At 72.0% G+C, this 16,696-nt stretch carries 11 protein-coding genes and 1 CRISPR repeat array; of the genes, 4 read left to right on the top strand and 7 right to left on the bottom strand.

Going from position 1 to position 16,696, the window contains the following annotated elements; all coding sequences use genetic code 11:
* Nucleotides 1-34: 34 nt before the first annotated feature.
* From AC0VYM_RS12285 to AC0VYM_RS12275, 3 genes are all read right to left on the bottom strand, one after another.
* Nucleotides 35-2,272: an Atu4866 domain-containing protein gene (locus AC0VYM_RS12285; RefSeq protein WP_475462270.1), complete on the bottom strand. Its 2,238-nt coding sequence runs from the start codon at nt 2,270-2,272 to the stop codon at nt 35-37.
* A 151-nt stretch (nt 2,273-2,423) separates the two neighbouring features.
* Nucleotides 2,424-3,320, bottom strand: a complete 897-nt coding sequence (locus AC0VYM_RS12280; protein WP_475462269.1) for a helix-turn-helix domain-containing protein — start codon at nt 3,318-3,320, stop codon at nt 2,424-2,426.
* Between the two features lie 10 nt (nt 3,321-3,330).
* Nucleotides 3,331-4,917: an aromatic amino acid lyase gene (locus AC0VYM_RS12275; RefSeq protein ID WP_475462266.1), complete on the bottom strand. Its 1,587-nt coding sequence runs from the start codon at nt 4,915-4,917 to the stop codon at nt 3,331-3,333.
* 69 nt (nt 4,918-4,986) lie between these two features.
* Between AC0VYM_RS12275 and AC0VYM_RS12270 the strand changes: the two genes are divergently transcribed.
* A complete protein-coding gene (locus tag AC0VYM_RS12270) occupies nt 4,987-5,637 on the top strand; it encodes an IclR family transcriptional regulator (protein ID WP_475462265.1) in 651 nt (216 codons plus the stop codon).
* Here the strand turns inward: AC0VYM_RS12270 and AC0VYM_RS12265 are convergent.
* Nucleotides 5,634-6,548 (bottom strand): SRPBCC family protein, encoded by a 915-nt coding sequence (locus AC0VYM_RS12265; RefSeq protein WP_475462263.1) that lies wholly within the window; start codon nt 6,546-6,548, stop codon nt 5,634-5,636. The two genes, AC0VYM_RS12270 and AC0VYM_RS12265, sit on opposite strands and share 4 nt — an antisense overlap.
* Nucleotides 6,545-6,784 carry a hypothetical protein gene (locus AC0VYM_RS12260; RefSeq protein ID WP_475462261.1) on the bottom strand — a complete coding sequence of 80 codons (240 nt, stop codon included), beginning with the start codon at nt 6,782-6,784 and terminating at the stop codon, nt 6,545-6,547. The genes AC0VYM_RS12265 and AC0VYM_RS12260 overlap by 4 nt, the downstream gene beginning before the upstream one ends.
* A gap of 146 nt (nt 6,785-6,930) precedes the next feature.
* Here AC0VYM_RS12260 and AC0VYM_RS12255 point away from each other — a divergent pair, with 146 nt between their 5' ends.
* The 3 genes from AC0VYM_RS12255 to AC0VYM_RS12245 are packed head-to-tail and all read left to right on the top strand — an operon-like array spanning nt 6,931 to nt 9,625.
* Entirely contained in the window at nt 6,931-7,866 is a 936-nt protein-coding gene (locus AC0VYM_RS12255; RefSeq protein WP_475462259.1) for a lysostaphin resistance A-like protein, read from the top strand.
* Nucleotides 7,863-9,023 (top strand): sensor histidine kinase, encoded by a 1,161-nt coding sequence (locus AC0VYM_RS12250; RefSeq protein ID WP_475462257.1) that lies wholly within the window; start codon nt 7,863-7,865, stop codon nt 9,021-9,023. Before AC0VYM_RS12255 ends, AC0VYM_RS12250 begins: the two co-directional genes overlap by 4 nt.
* A complete protein-coding gene (locus AC0VYM_RS12245; protein ID WP_475462255.1) occupies nt 9,020-9,625 on the top strand; it encodes a response regulator in 606 nt (201 codons plus the stop codon). The genes AC0VYM_RS12250 and AC0VYM_RS12245 overlap by 4 nt, the downstream gene beginning before the upstream one ends.
* Nucleotides 9,626-9,725: 100 nt before the next feature.
* On the opposite strand, the gene AC0VYM_RS12240 is transcribed toward AC0VYM_RS12245, so the two are convergent.
* A complete protein-coding gene (locus tag AC0VYM_RS12240; protein ID WP_475462253.1) occupies nt 9,726-10,331 on the bottom strand; it encodes a Clp protease/crotonase-like domain-containing protein in 606 nt (201 codons plus the stop codon).
* A gap of 201 nt (nt 10,332-10,532) precedes the next feature.
* A CRISPR array of direct repeats spans nt 10,533-11,049; the repeat unit is 29 nt; unit sequence CGGTCCATCCCCGCGTGTGCGGGGCTCAC.
* A gap of 133 nt (nt 11,050-11,182) precedes the next feature.
* Nucleotides 11,183-16,666 (bottom strand): ATP-binding protein, encoded by a 5,484-nt coding sequence (locus tag AC0VYM_RS12235; protein WP_475462252.1) that lies wholly within the window; start codon nt 16,664-16,666, stop codon nt 11,183-11,185.
* Between the last annotated feature and the right edge of the window lie 30 nt (nt 16,667-16,696).

The raw sequence follows: 16,696 nt of genomic DNA, 5'->3' as shown, positions 1-16,696 counted from the left end.
CCGCCCGGGACGGTTCGCCTTCGTCCGCGAGACCTCAGCGCCTGGTGAAGCGATATCCCGCGTGGTGCAGCACGTCTCCGTCGAACTCCCCGAAAGCCCAGAAACCCAGGTCGTCGAGGTAGTCGATCCGGGATCCGTCGACCCAGTACCGGCCGGTGTAGGCGCTCTCCCTGTCTCCGCGCGCCTCGTCGTAGCGACCGTTCGGCAGCAGCTCCTGGCGGACGAACCCGTTCTCCTCCACCCACAGCCCCGTGTGGGGGTGGAGCGGGTCATGGACGGGCTCCTTCACCCGCCCCGGGGCGGCGCCCGGCTCCCGGACCGGCTGTCCGCCCCAGACCCGGACCCGCCCGCCGGTGATCTGCACGTCGAGGCGGCCGTTCCCGGCCGGGGCGGTTCCCTCGGGGGCGCAGGGCTCGTCGGCGAACCGGAACACGGCCACATCCGCGGGGCCGCCCGGGGTCAGGGTGCCCCCCACGTGGTCCCGGGTGAGATCGAGGGTGGCGGGCAGGACCACGGTTCCCGAGCAGTCGACCACGATCATGCCGTCGTCGTCGGCCGCCGTCAGCAGGCCCGGACCGACCCCGACGATCACCTCTCCTCCGATGAGGACGTCCGCCCGCTGCCAGTCGCCCATCAGCGGGTTGTTCGTGATGACGACGCCGCCCGTCAGCAGCAGCGGGCGTCCGCCCGGGTCACCCAGCTGGGCCAGCGTCGCCTCGTCGCGCCTCGGCTGGATCGCGGACCTCGGGCCGCTCGACGCGGAGGTGGTCTTCTGGGTGTCGTTCATGGTGCTCCGTGTGTCCTGTTCCCGCCTGGTGGCGTTCACGCGTCGGGTGTTCGTTCGGTGTCGCTCGTGCGGTCGTCTCCCGGCCCCCGCCTGACCGAGGAGCCGGTCCCGTGAGTCGCGGACCTCTCCCCGCAGGGCGTCCAGGTCGACGTCCAGCACCCTTCCGCCCCACTTGCGGGGCTCGCCGTTGACCAGGACGCCGATGATGTTGCGGGCGTCCGCGCCCAGGACCACGGTGCCGACCGGGTCGTTCAGCGGCATGTTGTTCAGGTCCTCGGCAGCGATGACCAGGAGGTCGGCGCGTTTGCCGGGGGTGAGCGACCCGGTCACCCCGGCCAGGCCGTTGGTCCGTGCGCCTTGGAGGGTGGCGAAGTCCAGCACGTCGTGCACGCCGATCCGGACCGGTTCGGTGTCGACGCCGTAGGCGGCGTTGACCGCGCGCATCCGCTGCACGGTGTGCAGGGCCCGCATCTGGGTGAACATGTCCCCGGCCAGGGCCACCTCCACGTCGATGCTGAGCCCGGGGCGCACTCCCGCGGCGAGTGCCTCGTCGACGGCGGGGATCGCCGTCTCCAGACCGATCTGGGCATCGGAGGTCGGCGCCAGGGAGACCGTGGTCCCGGTCTCCCCGATCAGCCTCCACGCCTCGTCGGTCAGGCCGGTGGCGTGGATCAGGGTGACGTGCGGGCCGAGGAGCCCCTGCCGGGCCCAGTCCCGCACCGAGCGGGAGGACGAGGTGCCGAAGACGGCGTCAACGCTGACCCCGACGTCCAGTTCCCTGGCGACGCGCGCCAGTTCCGGCCCGTAGGCCAGGGACGGTCCCGCGATCTCGTCGGTGGCCAGCGCTCCGACCCGCAGGGTCAGCATCCGGTCCGACCCGCCCGCGTACTCCTCACGGAGCCGGGCGAGGTCCCCGGGCCACTGCTGATCCCAGGCGCCGAAGTGCGGCCCCATCGCGGCGTGGACCCCGCGGACGCCGCTGTCCGCCAGGGCCCGGACCGCGGCGTCGGAGTGCTCGCGCGACCTGGAGTTGTGCGAGAAGTCGAGCATGCAGGTGATGCCGCTGTCGATCGCCGACAGTGCGGCCAGCCGGGTGCCGACGTACATGTCCCGGGGCTCGTAGAGAGGCGCGTAACCGGCCAGGGTGGTGGTCACGTAGTCCACGAGATCGTCCACGTCCGGCATGATCCTGCGCAGCTGGGACTGCCAGGCGTGCCGGTGGGTGTCCACGAAGCCCGGAGTGATGATCGTGCCCGTGGCGTCGACCACCACCGCGTCCCCCGCCTCCGGGACGGAGCCCACCTGGGCGATCGAGCCTCCCTCGATCAGGACGTCCGAACGTTCCAGCGTCCCGATTTCCGGGTCCATGGTGACCACGGTCGCGTTGGTGAAGAGGACACGCCGCCCGGGGTCGTCGGCCCGACGCCGGATCTCCTCCAGCGCGAGGGGGCTCCCCGGATCGTGTGTGTGGGTCTCGGAGCTCATGGAGTGGTTCCTCCTTCGGGTGCGGCACGGTGGAGGGGCTTCCACCGCCTTCACCCGAAGTCTCGTCCCGCCACGCCGAGGCGACCAGGTCGCCGTCATCCCTGGTGCGCGACTCCCAGTGACGGAGCCGCGCCGCCCGGGGCCCCAGGTCTCACTCGAACCGCCGACGACCGCTCGGCTCCCGGTCCGCCGGGTCGCCCCGATCATGGGGTTCGGCGTGCAGGGAGCCGAGCAGGCCCAGCGCGCCCTCCGAGGGGCTTCCCCGTTCCGCCTGGTAGACGATCAGCTGCTGCCCGGGGGCGCCGTTGACCGTGAAGCTGTCGTAGCGCAGGTCCAGGTCGCCCGCCTCGGAGTGGTGCAGCGGTTTGGCGTCGCCCGTCTTGCCCCGCACTTCGTGCCGCGCCCACAGGGAACGGAACTCCTCGCTCTTGAGCGCGAGCTCACCGACGACCTCGTTCAGCCGGGGATCATCCGGGGTCAGGCCCGCCGCACGGTGGAGTTCGGCGACGGTCGACGAGGCGGTCCCGCGCCACTCGCGGTGGAAGCGACGCGCCGCCGGGTCGAGGAAGACCATACGCGCCAGGTTGTCGTCCAGGGCGAAGTCGGAGTGCAGGGCCTCGGCGAGGCGGTTGCGGGCCAGGATGTCCAGGGGGTGGTCCAACACGAAGGCCGGAGTGTCACTCCAGCGTTCGAGGAGACGGGCCAGGTGCGGGGAGACCCGTGTGTCCCGGCGGGCCTGACCGCGCGGGCGTCCCTGGGCGCGCGCCAGGCGACGCAGGTGGTCCGCGGCGTCCCCGTCCAGGTCCAGCGCCCTGGCCAGCGCCTCGACCACCTGGGCGGAGGGATGACGTTCGCGGCCCTGTTCCAGGCGCATGTAGTAGTCGGTGCTGACCCCGGCCAGGAGCGCCACCTCCTCGCGGCGGAGGCCGGGAACCCTGCGGCGGCCGTACGTGACCAGCCCGAGGTCCTCGGGACGCAGCCGTGAACGCCTGGCGCTCAGGAACTCTCCCAGGTGGAACCGGGGATCGGAGCTTCGGTCGTTGCCCATGGCCCCCAGGCTAGGCCGGGGGAGGTTCGGCCGGAAGCGGTGTGGGTGGGTGGGCCGCACCCACCCGACACCTCGTCGGCCCGCTCCCGTCGTCCGTTCGGAACCCGCTCGCCTCCGCCCGCTCCGGCACCGTGTCCGACCGCGGTGTCGGCGGAGCCCCGAGCTGCGGGAGTGCGCGCTCGGCGGCGTCCAGGTCCTCCTGGAGGTCGCGGTCGTCGGTGTCCGCGTTCGCGCCGCCCTGCGCCCGGAAGGCGTGCCAGGCCCGGTGGAAGACCGCCGTGTCACTCCCCCGCATCGCCAGGGCGCGCAGCGCCGTGAGGAGTTCGCAGGCCACAAGGGTGCGCAGGGCCACGGTGGCGGTCTCCGACTGCCGCACCGCCAACGGCGCGAAGCTCGCGTCCTCCTCCGCTCCCCGGGAGAGGACCACGGTCTCCAGGGACGCCGGAGCGGCCGCCGCGCGCAGGACGCCGTAGGCGGAGGCGGCCGTGTACTCGACGATCATGGTGCCCGAGGAGCCCGCCGGTCCCGTGGCGAGGAAGGCGGGCAGCCGGGTGACCGCCGGATCGGACAGGGCCCGCAACCGTCCCAGCGACGCCGGTGCCGCCTGGGCCACGGCCAGCCTGAGGGTGTCCAGGTGCAGGGTCAGGGCGGCCATGTGGAACCCGCCGTGGTGCACGACCCCGTCGCCCACCACCAGCGGGTTCTCCTGCGCGGTGCCGGTCAGCGCGCTGACGAACCCCGCGAGGTCGGCCAGCGCGTCGACGACGACCCCCTGGACCTGGGGCGCCGCGCGGAACCCGAAGGAGTCCTGGACCCTCGCCGGTCGCGCGGGGCCCATGAGCTCACGCAGTCCCCGTGCCACGGTGGCCGCGCCCGGTACGACGGCCGCGCGGGCGGCCTCGGCCGAGAACGCCTCCGGATTGGCCTGGCCGGCCAGCGCGGACAACGCCGTGGTCACCGTGGCCGCCCTCAGCAGCGGTTCCAGGTCCGCGACCACGAGCGCGGCCCTGCCGAGGGTCAGGGCGTTGCTGCTGACCAACGCCAGCGCGTCCGATTCGGGGAACCGTGCCATCGGCGCCCAGGGGACGCTCGCGGGGCGTTCCCCCAGCAGCGTCAGCCCCGTCCCGGCGAGCGCCGCGAGGTCGCCCGTGCCCACGGTGCCGTGCTCGCGGACCCGCGGGAGGGCGCCGGTGTTCAGCATCCTCAGCAGCGCCCGGGTCGTGCGCGGGGAGACCCCGGACCCGCCCACCGCGATCTGGTTGATCCGCACGACGAGCATCGCGCGGACCGCCTCGTCGGGCAGTGGGGCCCCGCCCGCCGCCGCGTGGCTCCGCAGCAGACGGTGGCCGTGCCCGTCGGCCCCGGCGGCGACGTCCCGGTTGGCCCCCACCCCGGTGTTCCGTCCGTACACGGGCCCCCGTTCGGCGGCCCGCTCCGCCCCGCGGTGCGCGGCCGACACCCGGGCCCAGGCTTCGGTGGTCATCGAGACGGGTTCCTCGAACCGGGCCGCGCGCGCGATCCGGCCACAGTCCAGAGGCGATCCGTCCAGGCTCAGCATGCTCGCCTCCCTCCAGGTTCTGCCATCAGATGGCAGCATGGTTCCATTGTATGGAACCAACCCGAAGTTCGCCCGTGTCCCGGGCGGATTTCTCACCGGAGGAAGCCCGTGGCTGAACAGTCGACCCGGACCGTCGAGAGGGCCCTGGAACTCCTGGCCGTCGTCGCCGAACAGGGAGAGGCCTCGCTCACCGAGTGCGCGCGCCGGACCGACCTGGCGCCCAGCACCGCTCTGCGCCTGCTGCGCACCCTGGAGGCCACGGGGTTCGCCGTCCGAGGGGAGGACGGCGCGTTCCGCCCGGGCCACCGGTTGATCGGCATCGGCGCCAAGGCCCTGAGCCACGACTCACTGGTCGCGTTCGCGCAGCCGTCCCTGGCGGAGCTGGCCCGGGCGACCGGTGAGTCCAGCTACCTCTGCGTGGGCACCCCGGACCAGGGGGTCCTGTACATCGCCCAGGCCGAGGGCAGCCACACGATCCGCCACGTCAGCTGGGTGGGGCACCGCTTCCCCCAGGACGGGTCCGCGGTCGGACTGGTTCTGCGCGGCGCCCTCCCGCCCGAGGGGTTCACCGCCGCGACCTCCACCGTGGAACCCGAGGTCATGGCCATCGCCGCCCCGGTACACGCGGCCACGGGGGTCGTCGCCGTCCTCAGCGTGGTGGGCCCGGCCTACCGCCTGGACCAGGCCCGCGTCGCGGAACTGGGCGCCCTCCTGACCGCCGAGGCCGAGCGGGTGTCCACCCTCCTGAGCGGACGCTAGGCGGCGGCCTGGGCGATGGCCTGGACGCGCATCCGCACCTGGCCGCGGATGATCCAGTGCAGCAGGCGGTTGGCGATCCGCCGGTGGCGCAGGGCGCTCGGCCAACTCCTGCGCACGCGCAACCGGGCGCGCTCCCCGACCGGCTCGACGGCGATCCGGAGCGTCTGACCGGCCTCCTCGTCGACCCGGGCCCAGGTGATCTCCCGTCCCTCGACCCGGTGTGCGACCGTCTCCCTGCGCACCGGCCCGTTCGCGGGCACGAGCTCCACCACGCCGTCCCCGACGACCCGCGCCTCGGCCTCACCCGGCTCCCACTCCGCCCGCCGTCGCGGATCCGAGACCAGGGCCCACAGGCGCTCCGCCGACACCGGGACCTCCCGCTCGTAGGTGAGGCCGTCCCACCCCTCCGGATCGGCACCCGGGTCGGAGGGGTGGACCCGCTCCGACGGGGAGAGCTCACCAAGACCGGCGCGCACGAGGTCGGGATCGACCCCCGAACGCTCCAGCAGGCGCCGGACCCGCCCTCCCCCGTCGTCGATGAGCGCGGCGATCAGCGCGACGTCGCCCCCGGACCAGGCGCACTCGACCAGGAGTTCACTCACGCGCTCGGACTGGGGGATCAGGACCGGCTCCTCCCCGCCAGCCGAGAGACCGGGGGTGTCGATGTCCAACAGGGCGAGGTCCTCGCGCAACAGCGCGCCGACGGTGGCGCGCGCCTCCGTCAGGTCCAGTCCGGCGTCCATCAGGAACCGGGCTCCGGGACCACCGCTGACAAGGGCGCCCAGCAGGAGGTGCTCGAACCCCACCTCGGCGTGCCCGGCGAGGGAGGCCTCCCGGCCCGCCGCGATCTCGATGGCGGCACGGTCGCCGCCCAGGCTCAGCAGGCTCCGTCTCGCGGACTGGTTGGTCATGCCCGACCTCTCTCCGTGATGTGGCGCAGTCTCTTCCCGTACTTCTTGTGGACGGCCTGCCGGGTCACCCCGAGGGCCGCCGCGATGGAGGTCCATGACTCTCCGGATCGCAGCGCCTCCTCCACCTGCCTCAGCTCCAGGGCGTCCACCAGTGTGCGCAGTGAGGCGACCGCGCGCAGCCCCTCGACGGGGGTGGAGGTGTCCGAGGCGGTGGCCGCCAGTTCCATCGCGTCCATGGGTGTCAACCTAGGTTGCGCGACCGACCCCTGTCAACCCAGGTTGCGCCCCATGACATCTGTCATGCCCGACCCATACGGAACACCGGAGGAGATCCTGACTGGTGACACTGTGTGACGGGAGCCCGGCTCCGTAGGTTCGAAGCATGAACAGAACCCCTCGCACTCCGTCCGGAGTGGAGTACCACCGTGTCCTGTCCTCAGGGAAGCGGCGCATCGGACGCGGCGTCCTCGCGATCGTGCTCCTGATCCTCGGGATGTTCGTCTTCAGCTTCGCCGCCTCCCAGGCGGCCGGCTACGTCGACCTGCGCATGGGCAGGGTGAACCCGGCGTTGGGCGGCACCGACTACACACCCCTCTACCACGGCGCGACGATGTTCTCCCTCGCCCTGCTGATCCCGTGGAGCATGTTCGTCCAGCGATGGCTGTACGGGGTTCGGGGCGCCTCACTGCACTCGGTGACCTCCCAGTTCAGGTTCGACCTCCTCGGCCGCGCACTCGTGTTCGTCGGCCCCGTCTGGCTCCTCGCGGTACTCGTCCTGAACCTGGGCTCCCCCGTCGAGCAGACCCGCTGGTCGGCTGTCTCCCTGATGAGCCTGGTCGTGCTCACCCTCGTGCTGACCCCCCTGCAGACAGCCGGGGAGGAGTACGGACTGCGCGGCCTGGTCTTCCGGATCGCGGGCAGCTGGGGGCGTGGACCGCGCACGTCGCTGATCACCGGGATCCTCGTGTCCAGCCTGTTGTTCACGCTGATCCACGGGGCCGGCGACCCCTGGATCAACCTCTGGTACTTCACGCTCGCGGCCAGCCTGGCCGTCATCACCTGGCGCACCGGTGGCCTGGAGGTCGCCGTCGTCATCCACGCGCTGCTCAACACGGTCACCTTCCTCGTCGCCACGGCTCTACACACGGACATCGGCGGGGCCGTCACGGACCGGTCCGCCGGTGTGGGATCACCCGTCCTCCTGGTGCCCACCCTCACCGTCGCCGCCATCGCGGGCGTGGTGTGGTGGCGCTCACGGAGGACCGGACCGGCCCTGACGCCCTCCGAGCCGCGCCCGGCGGCACAATGGCGGACATGAGTCCCCCGCTCGGAGCTCGCAGGTTCCAGATCCACGTACGTTGGTCCAGCTACGGCGTCGTGACGGCACCGGCCGCATCCCTCATCGTCGGCGCGACGTGGTCCGACCGGTTCGTGGGAACCCACCCCACGGTGCTGCTCTCGACGGTGGCCCTGACCCTCGGTCTGGCCGTCGGGAACGTCCTCGTCACCAGGTGGAGCATCGACACGGTCGTCGGCCGCTCCCACCGGTTCCCCGCCGTGGGTGGCGCCGTCTGGGTGCTGGCTCTCTGCGCCCTCGTCGCCGTCGCGTTCCTGTTCCCGGACCCCGCGATCGGACCGACGGTGGCGGCGGCGGTCGCGTCGGTCGCCGCGAGCGTCGTTCCCGTCCTCGGCGTACGCCGGACGCTGGTGCTGAACGCGCTGGTCGTCGTGCTGGCCGTCCCGCTCGTGGGGGTCGCCGACGTCGCGCGGCTGCTCGTCGGGGCGGCCATGATCACCGTCGTCCTGTGGGCCTGCTGGTCGAGCGCGTGGATGCTGCGCGTGCTCCTGGACCTTCAGGCGGCGCACGAGGACCGGGCCGCGCTCGCCCTCGCGAACGAACGCCTGCGGATCTCCCGCGACCTCCACGACGTCTTCGGGCGGACCCTGGCGACCATCGCGGTCAAGAGTTCCCTGGCCTCCGAGCTCGTCCGACGAGGCCGCAACGGACCGGCCTCGGAGGAGATCACCGAGGTTCGACGACTGGCCGAGGAGGCGGGCAGCGAGGTTCGCCGGGTCGTACGCGGCGAACACCGGACGACCTGGGACGACGAACTGTCGGGGGCGAGGTCGCTGCTGGCGTCCGCTGGCATCGACTGTACGGTGACCGGGGACGCCGTGCCCGAGGAGCACGCCGAGGCGCTGGCCTGGGTCGTACGCGAGGGCGTGACCAACCTGCTGCGCCACTCCGCGGCGACCCGGGTCTCGCTCACCACGAGGCAGGAGGACGGTGCGTTGCACCTGACCATCGCCAACGACGGGGCCGGTCCCGCCGACCCCGCGCGAATCGCCGAGGGAACCGGGCTGAGCACGATGTCCGAACGCGTACACGCGCGCGGCGGCCGGGTCACGTCCCGCCACGAGGGCGACTGGTTCCGGCTCGACGCCAGGGTCCCGCTTCACGGAGGCTCGACATGATCAGGCTGCTCGTCGCTGACGACGAACACCTCATCCGGGACGCCATCGCGGGGCTGCTCGCCCTGGAGGAGGACTTCGAGGTGGTCGGCCAGGCCGCGTCGGGCGACGAGGCCCTGGCCACGGCCCTGAGGGTCCGTCCGGACGTGGCCCTGCTCGACCTGCAACTGCCCGGCCCCGACGGTATCGAGGTCACCCGCCGCCTCGCGGTCGAGCTGCCCGACTGCCGCTGCGTCATCGTGACCTCGCACGGGCGCCCCGGCTACCTGAAATCAGCACTCGCCGCAGGTGCCCGGGGCTTCCTCCCGAAGACCGTTTCCTCGCGGACCTTCGCGGAGGTCGTGCGCAGGGTCGCGGACGGAGGTCGGTACGTCGACCCGGACCTGGCCGCCGAGGCGATCAGCGCGGGCGACTCCCCGCTCAGTCCGCGTGAGTCCGACGTCCTGGCCCTGGCACGCGACGGCGCACCGGTCGAGGAGATCGCGCGGCGCGTCTCACTCACCCGAGGGACCGTACGCAACCACCTCGCCTCGGTGATCTCCAAACTCGGCGCCGCCAATCGCCACGAAGCTGCTCGTATCGCAGCAGAACACGGCTGGATCTGACCCCGTACGGGTGCCGACGGCGCACGTGGGCGCGCCTGGCTCGGGCTGGGCCGTCGCGGACGCAGGGCCGGTGCCGGGACCGACGGGGCCGTCACGCCCGTCAGCTGGCGGCCGCCAACAGCTCCTCAACCATCAGAAGCGCCCCGGGCATCATCTCTTCCTTGTCGCCGCCCATGGCCGTGTAGCTGGCGTGGACGTAGACCTGCCCCTCCACCACCGTCACGCCCGCCCCTTTGTCACCCAGGCCATCGTCCGTGACCGCGAAGTCGCCCAGGTCGATGTCAGGGTCGGCGTCCGCCTCGGTGAGATCGGGATAGTCGGTGTCGACGTAGGGCTCCTCGTAGATCTCCATGTCGAAGCTCAACGTGTGAGAATTCGCGGAGACCAGCAGGCAGCTCATCCGCAACCGGTCCAGTTTGGCCAGATCCTCCGGATCGGGGACCCCCGTCGTGCTCTGCGGATCACTGCGAAGGTCCTCCTCGCCAAGGAGCTCGTCCAGAGTTTCGTCGGACAGGACCTGACACAGGTCGTCGGGGGCCAGATCCATGGGGTCCACCGTCTCCTGAGGCACTGTTGTCTCCTCAGCCGCGTCAGCGTCCGCAGCGGCGGAGTCCGGCTCCCGCTCGGCCTCCTCAGCTCCGCCGCACGCGCTCAGCAGGAGAGCCAGCGCCAAGCCTCCGGAAGTGAACAGGGCTCGGTTTGACACGGTGGATCCTTCCTCCAAGACGTCTGGGACAGCGGCCACGATAGCGGCCACGAACAGACACCCTGCACGCGAGACGGACCTGCCTCTCAGGACACGGGCGAGCCCAAAGCCGATCACCGCCGGACGCCGCAACTCCCCGAGCGAGGTCAGGGTCGTGCGCGGGGTTCACGAAACCCGCTTCGCTTCGATCTCAACCAAGTCCGGCCCATCCCCGCGTGCACGGGGCTCACGTCCCCGAGGAGGAGTGGGAGCCGTACTTCACCGGTCCATCCCCGCGTGTGCGGGGCTCACGCGGCCTTGCGCTCGCGCTCGGAGGCGGCCATCGGTCCATCCCCGCGTGTGCGGGGCTCACTGGAACACGTAGGCGTCGGTCACCCTCCCCGGCGGTCCATCCCCGCGTGTGCGGGGCTCACACCATCGACCTGCTGGTCGAGGAGGGTTGGGTCGGTCCATCCCCGCGTGTGCGGGGCTCACGCCCGCCGGACCGCCCCGAGCGTCTGCGACCCCGGTCCATCCCCGCGTGTGCGGGGCTCACCCGCAGACGGTGCAGGTCTCCACGATGCTCTCCGGTCCATCCCCGCGTGTGCGGGGCTCACCTCCAGGACCGACCGGACCGCCCGCCCGTGGTCGGTCCATCCCCGCGTGTGCGAGGCTCACCCCGGCACTGGGGCGTTCGAGCTGGACCAGGCAGGTCCATCCCCGCGTGTGCGGGGCTCACAGTTCGTGAACTGCGACGATGTGGGCCGTTATCTCTGCTTGATCTTCGACTCGGAGCGGTCTTCGATCATCATTCCACGTGGAAACGCAGGAACGGCCAGCCCCTCACTGGGGGCTGGCCGTTCCCGTACCTTCTAGCGCTTCATGCCCTTGGCGATGGCGTCGATGATGCTCGGGCGCAGCTCGGCGGCGCTGATGATGGCGTCGACCGAACCCACCTCGACCGCGCGCTGGATGCTGTGCACGCCGTCGAACTCCGTGGCGACCTCGCTCAGCTTCTCGGCGCGGACCGAGGCCTGCACCTCGGACAGCTCCGCGTTGAGCTCGGCGCGTTCGGCGGCACTGGCCTCCGACACCCGGGTCTGCAACTCGGTCACACGCGAATCCGTCGCGGTGCGCTTGTTCACCTCACCGGCGAACACCACCGCCGCCGCCGGGGCGCCGCCCAGGACCGACGCGAACGACCCCTCCAGGGCCAGCACCGTCATGTTCGGGTTCAGCGCCTTGGAGAACACCACGAACGCGCCACCGTGGTAGCGGGAGATCACGCAGAACACGATCGGGCCGTCGAAGTTGACGATCGCCCGGCCGATCTCCGCGCCGTACTCCAGCTGGAGTTTGCGCATCGACTCCGGCGAACCGTCGAATCCGGACAGGTTGGCCAGCACCACGAGCGGCCGGTTGCCCGAGGCGGCGTTGATCGCGCGCGCCGTCTTCTTGGACGAGCGCGGGAACAGCGTGCCCGCCGTGTAGGTGTCGGGACCGTCGGTGGGCGGGAACCCGCGCCGCGCCACCGAGCGGGACTCGATGCCCACCAGGCAGACCGGCCAACCGCCGATGTGCGCGTCCTGCACCGCCGAGGTGTCGGCGTCGGCCATCCCGGCCCAGCGCTCCAGCACCGGGTGGTCCTGGTCGGCCAGGGCCCGCATCACCGTGCGGATGTCGAACGGCTTCTTGCGGTCCGGGTTGTGCTCGGCGGAGAAGATCTCCCCCACCGTCGTGAAGTCGCTGCCCTCCACGGAGTGCGGGAAGTCGGAGACGTCCCGGTGGTCGGGGTCGCTGGTGACGGCCCGGCGCGGCCCCTCCTCGCCCGGCAGCACGTAGGTGTGGTCGTAGTGCGCCATCAGCACGTCGCGGGCGGCGGGCAGGTTCGGCGCCCAGTACTGCGCCTGGCCGTTGGGGCCCATCACCCGGTCGTAGCCGCCGATACCGAAGTTGTCCTCGGCCGACACACCTCCGGAGAAGTCCAGCGACTGCTTGCCGGTGAGCACCATCGCGGAGTCCGGCGTCATCACCAGGATGCCCTTGGTGTGCATGAGCATCGTCGCCTCGGCGTTCCAGTACGGCTGGGCGCCGACGGTGATCCCGGCGACCACGATGTTGATCTCGCCGCCGTCCTGGGTGAACTCCACGATCCGCTTGAGCGCGGCCGCGACCCAGTCCATGTTCTCGGTACCGGAGGTCATCGAGATGCGCGCCCCGGCGGAGAGGGCGAACCACTCCAGGGGCACCCGCATGTTCTCGGCCAGGTCGATCGCGGCGATGACCCGCGAGCACTCCGGCTCGGACAGCGCGCCCAGCGCCTTGGTCGGGTCACCGAGCAGCACCACGCGGGTGACGCCCTCGGGGTGGCGTTCGGTGGGCGTGGTGACCACACCGGCCACGATCGCCGCCGAGTTACGGCCCCGGGGACGGTCCACCGGCACCAGCAGGCCGTTCTCGTCGAGGTCGTGTTCGACGAAGGTGCCCTCGGTCCCGGTGAGCATGTCGGTCAGCTCGTAGGGGTAGACGGTTCCGCGTCGGGCGGCGCGCAGGACCTTCTGTCGGTAGTCGTCCAGCGGAAGCACCGGCTCGGTGGACGGTTCCCCGACGTGGACGCGGGCGTCGCTGCCCGGGTCCAGGGCCACCCGCACGGCCATCTCGGTGAGCTCGCCCTCGTCGGTGCGCTGGCGGGCCACGAACTGGACCTCCTCCAGCCCGGCGCCGTCGGTGGTCGGCAGAATGCGCTCCACCAGGGCGTTGAGCTCGTCGATGCTCAGCTCGGTGGGCGGCCACACGTACATCAGGATGCGGTTGGTGTCGAAGCGCTTGTTGTGCGGGCGCTGCGCCTGGATGTTGCGGATGGCGTCCAGGCAGGCGGCGAGCGTGCCCTCCACGGCGGGGAGCGCGACCAGGCGGCCGTCGGCGTCGCGGAGCGGGGTGAGGTCGCGGACCTGGCCCAGGGCGATCAGCCGCTCGTCGGACGGGTTGCTGCGCGCCACGGCCTTGACGAGGTAGACCTCCTCGTCGGCGGACGGCAGACGGGTGAGGTCGAACTCCCGGAGCCGCTGGAGCTGGAGCCGCTGCGCGATCTGCGGGTGCAGACCCCGGATGAGGCGGTCCTCGACCAGTTCTCCGCCTTCGGGGCGGAAGGTGAAGTGGTGGTGCATGACCGCGCCGCTGGTCCCGGCGACGGTGGCGGTGACCCGGCGCACGCCCTTGGGCAGCGTGTGGTCGGCCAGGATCCCGGCGAGCCGCACCGCCATGGCGTCGGCGTCCGGCTGGTCCTCCCAGGTCACGTACAGGTCAGCGACGAGTCCGTGCTCGGGGGCGTCCGCCGCCAGCTCGGCGACGGCCCCGAGGGCGTCGGGCAGGTCGGCCAGGTCCACGGCGGTGGCGACCACACGGGTCACCCCGTGGGAGTTGGTGTGCTCGGTGGTGACGAGCTGGCAACCACCGCTCTGGCTCGCGGTGACCTCGGACAGGCCCCGGTTGCCGTAGTAGCGCCGGGTCAGGACCTCGAGCAGCGGAGCGTGGTCCTTGCCGGGACGACCGATCCGCTGACCGATCAGGCGCACCAGCGGTTCGGAGCTGGCGACCATGGTCTGGATCCGGTCGGCGCGGTCCGGGGAGTCCGGTTCGCGGTCCAGGTGGCGCAGCTCGTCGCGGACGGCCGCGTAGACCTTGGCGCGGTTGCGGCGGAGCAGCGGCTGCGTGAACCAGCGGAACACCACGCCCCGGGCGAGGTCGGACACGGCCGGGAAGCGGACCTGCGTGGCCTCGATCAGGTGTTCCAGGGCGAGCCCGGCGCGTTCGCCCAGCGGCTCCTGCGGCGGGGCGTCGGCCAGCCAGTGGCGCAGCAGCTCCGTCACGAGCGTGACGTAGCCGCCCATGCGCTGCTGGGCGAGGAAGATCCGGAAGACCGCGTCCTCCAGCTCCGGGGTGCGGTCGAGGTCGGTGACCCCGTAGTGGGCGAGGACCCGGGTCAGCCTGTTCTGGTAGCCCTCGATCACCCCGGCGCGCTCGACGTCGAGGCTCTGGAGGTAGCTGTGGAAGTACTCGCGGGGGCTGTGCACCCGGTGGTCCTGCTCGGCGTCGACGGCGCCGCCCGGCTTGTTGCGGCTCAGCTCAGACAGGTCCGCGAACACGGTGAGCAGGTCGAGCTCGCCCTCGATCGGCTCCGCGCCGAGCTCCCCACGCGCGGTGAGGTAGTCGGCCAGCACCCGCGTGCGCTCCTCCGGGGAGAAGTCGAAGCCCAGCAGCAGGCCGCGCAGGTCGCTGAGGCCCCGCTCGGCGCGCTCACCGGCGGAGGCGGCCGGAACCGGTGCGGGCAGGTCGATCTCGACGACCTCGTCCTGGGCGTCGGTGTCCTCGGCGTCGTCGTCGCCCAGGGGCTCCAGACGCATCAGCGGGGCGCCGGTCTCGACCTGGCCGCCCACCGCCACGGGGCACTCGCGCACCCGGGCGCGGAACGGCGCGCGCAGCACCGTCTCCATCTTCATGCTCTCCAGGACGAGGATCGGTGCGCCCGACTCGACCTCGTCACCGACGGCCAGCGGGGTCGCGACCACCAGGGCGGGGGCGGGCGAGCGGACGACGCCGCCCTCGTCGCGGCTGACCCGGTGGGTGACGCCGTCGATCTCGACCAGGTGGACCGGGCCGTGCGTGGCTGACACGAGCCGGAACCGGCGTCCGTTGACGGTGATGTGACCGCTGTGGGCGTCGAAACGCTCCACCTCGACGTCGGCGGGGTGGACGTCACCACCGCCGGAGACGCCGACACGGAACCTGTTGTGCCCGATCCGGGCGACACTCACCCGGTAGCTCACGCCACGGAGCTTGAGGTCCAGGGGTCGGCCGGTGTCGTGCTGCACCTGCGGACGGCCGCCGTGGGCGGTGGACAGCAGCTGCTGGCGGCTGGCCTCCTCCTCGTCGCGGTAGGCCTCGATGGCCGCCGCGGCGAGGGCGACGCCGGAGTGCCGGTGGGCGACCAGGCGGCCCTCGGCGCGGACGCGGTCGATCCAACCGGTGTCGGCGCTGCCGTCGATGACCTCGGGCTGGTCGAGCAGGTCGAGGACGAAGCTCTTGTTGGTCGCGCCGCCCTCGATGATGACGGTGGTCTCGGACATGGCGCGGCGGAGGCGGCCCAGCGCCTGGTCGCGGTCGCGTCCGTAGGCGATGATCTTCGCGATCATCGAGTCGAAGTCGGCGGGGATGCTGTCGCCCTCGCGCACACCGGTGTCGACGCGGATGCCGGGACCGGAGGGCATGTCCAGGCGGGTGATGCGGCCCGGGGAGGGCGCGAAGTCGCGGTCGGGGTCCTCGGCGTTGAGCCGGGCCTCCACCGCGTGCCCGACCTCCTCGGGCTGGGTGCCCTCCAGCTTCCCGCCGGAGGCCACGAACAGCTGCATGCGGACCAGGTCGGTACCGGTGGTGATCTCGGTGATGGGGTGCTCGACCTGGAGGCGGGTGTTGACCTCGAGGAAGGCGAACAGCCGCTCACCGGGGTGGTAGAGGAACTCGACGGTGCAGGCGCCCCGGTAGCCGACGGCCACGGCGAGGCGTTCGGCGGAGGCCCTGAGCTCGGCGGCCTGCTCGGGTTCCAGGACCGGGGAGGCGGACTCCTCGATGATCTTCTGGTTGCGGCGCTGCACGGAGCAGTCGCGCACGCCCAGCGCCCACGCGGTGCCCTGGCCGTCGGAGATGACCTGCACCTCGACGTGTCGGGCGCCGGTGACCAGGCGCTCCAGGAAGACCACGCCGGAGCCGAAGGCGCGCAGCGCCTCCTGGCTGGTGCGCTCGTAGGCGTCGGTCAGGTCCTCGGCGGAGGCGACCATGCGGATACCGCGACCGCCGCCGCCCGCCGTGGCCTTGAGCATCAGCGGGTAGCCGATCTCGTCGCCGGCGCGCAGGGCCTCCTCCAGGGTGGCCACCTCGCCCCGGCTCCAGGGAGCGACGGGGACGCCGACCTCCTCGGCGATCAGCTTCGAGCCGATCTTGTCACCGAGTTTGCGCATCGCCTCGGGGCTGGGGCCGACGAAGGTGACGCCGATCCGCTCGCACAGTTCCGCGAAGTTGGGGTCCTCGGCGACGAAGCCCCAGCCGACCCATGCGGCGTCGGCCCTGGTCTCCAGCAGGGCGCGTTCGAGGACGGCGAGGTCGAGGTAGGGGCGGGCCGAGGCCGGGCCCAGGTCGTAGGCGACGTCGGCCTCACGCACGAAGGTCGAGTTGCGGTCCGCGTCGGTGTAGAGGGCGACCGTCTCGATCCGTGCCCCGGTTTCCGCCGAGAGGTCCCGGACGGCGTGGATGAGCCGCATCGCGGCCTCTCCACGGTTGACGATGGCGACACGACTGAACACCGAATGCCCCTCCCAAGTACTGCAACGCAG

This window comes from Nocardiopsis sp. iso_237 (assembly GCF_056173345.1).
The sequence above is the reverse complement of the archived record's forward strand: the minus strand, read 5'-3'. Positions and strand labels throughout refer to the sequence as shown.

What these genes read in the sequence shown, in the direction of transcription:
- AC0VYM_RS12285 (WP_475462270.1), bottom strand. Translation starts at nt 2,272, where the DNA reads ATGAGCTCCGAGACCCACACACACGATCCGGGGAGCCCCCTCGCGCTG.
- AC0VYM_RS12280 (WP_475462269.1), bottom strand. Translation starts at nt 3,320, where the DNA reads ATGGGCAACGACCGAAGCTCCGATCCCCGGTTCCACCTGGGAGAGTTC.
- AC0VYM_RS12275 (WP_475462266.1), bottom strand. Translation starts at nt 4,917, where the DNA reads ATGCTGCCATCTGATGGCAGAACCTGGAGGGAGGCGAGCATGCTGAGC.
- AC0VYM_RS12265 (WP_475462263.1), bottom strand. Translation starts at nt 6,548, where the DNA reads ATGACCAACCAGTCCGCGAGACGGAGCCTGCTGAGCCTGGGCGGCGAC.
- AC0VYM_RS12260 (WP_475462261.1), bottom strand. Translation starts at nt 6,784, where the DNA reads ATGGACGCGATGGAACTGGCGGCCACCGCCTCGGACACCTCCACCCCC.
- AC0VYM_RS12255 (WP_475462259.1), top strand. Translation starts at nt 6,931, where the DNA reads ATGAACAGAACCCCTCGCACTCCGTCCGGAGTGGAGTACCACCGTGTC.
- AC0VYM_RS12250 (WP_475462257.1), top strand. Translation starts at nt 7,863, where the DNA reads ATGAGTCCCCCGCTCGGAGCTCGCAGGTTCCAGATCCACGTACGTTGG.
- AC0VYM_RS12245 (WP_475462255.1), top strand. Translation starts at nt 9,020, where the DNA reads ATGATCAGGCTGCTCGTCGCTGACGACGAACACCTCATCCGGGACGCC.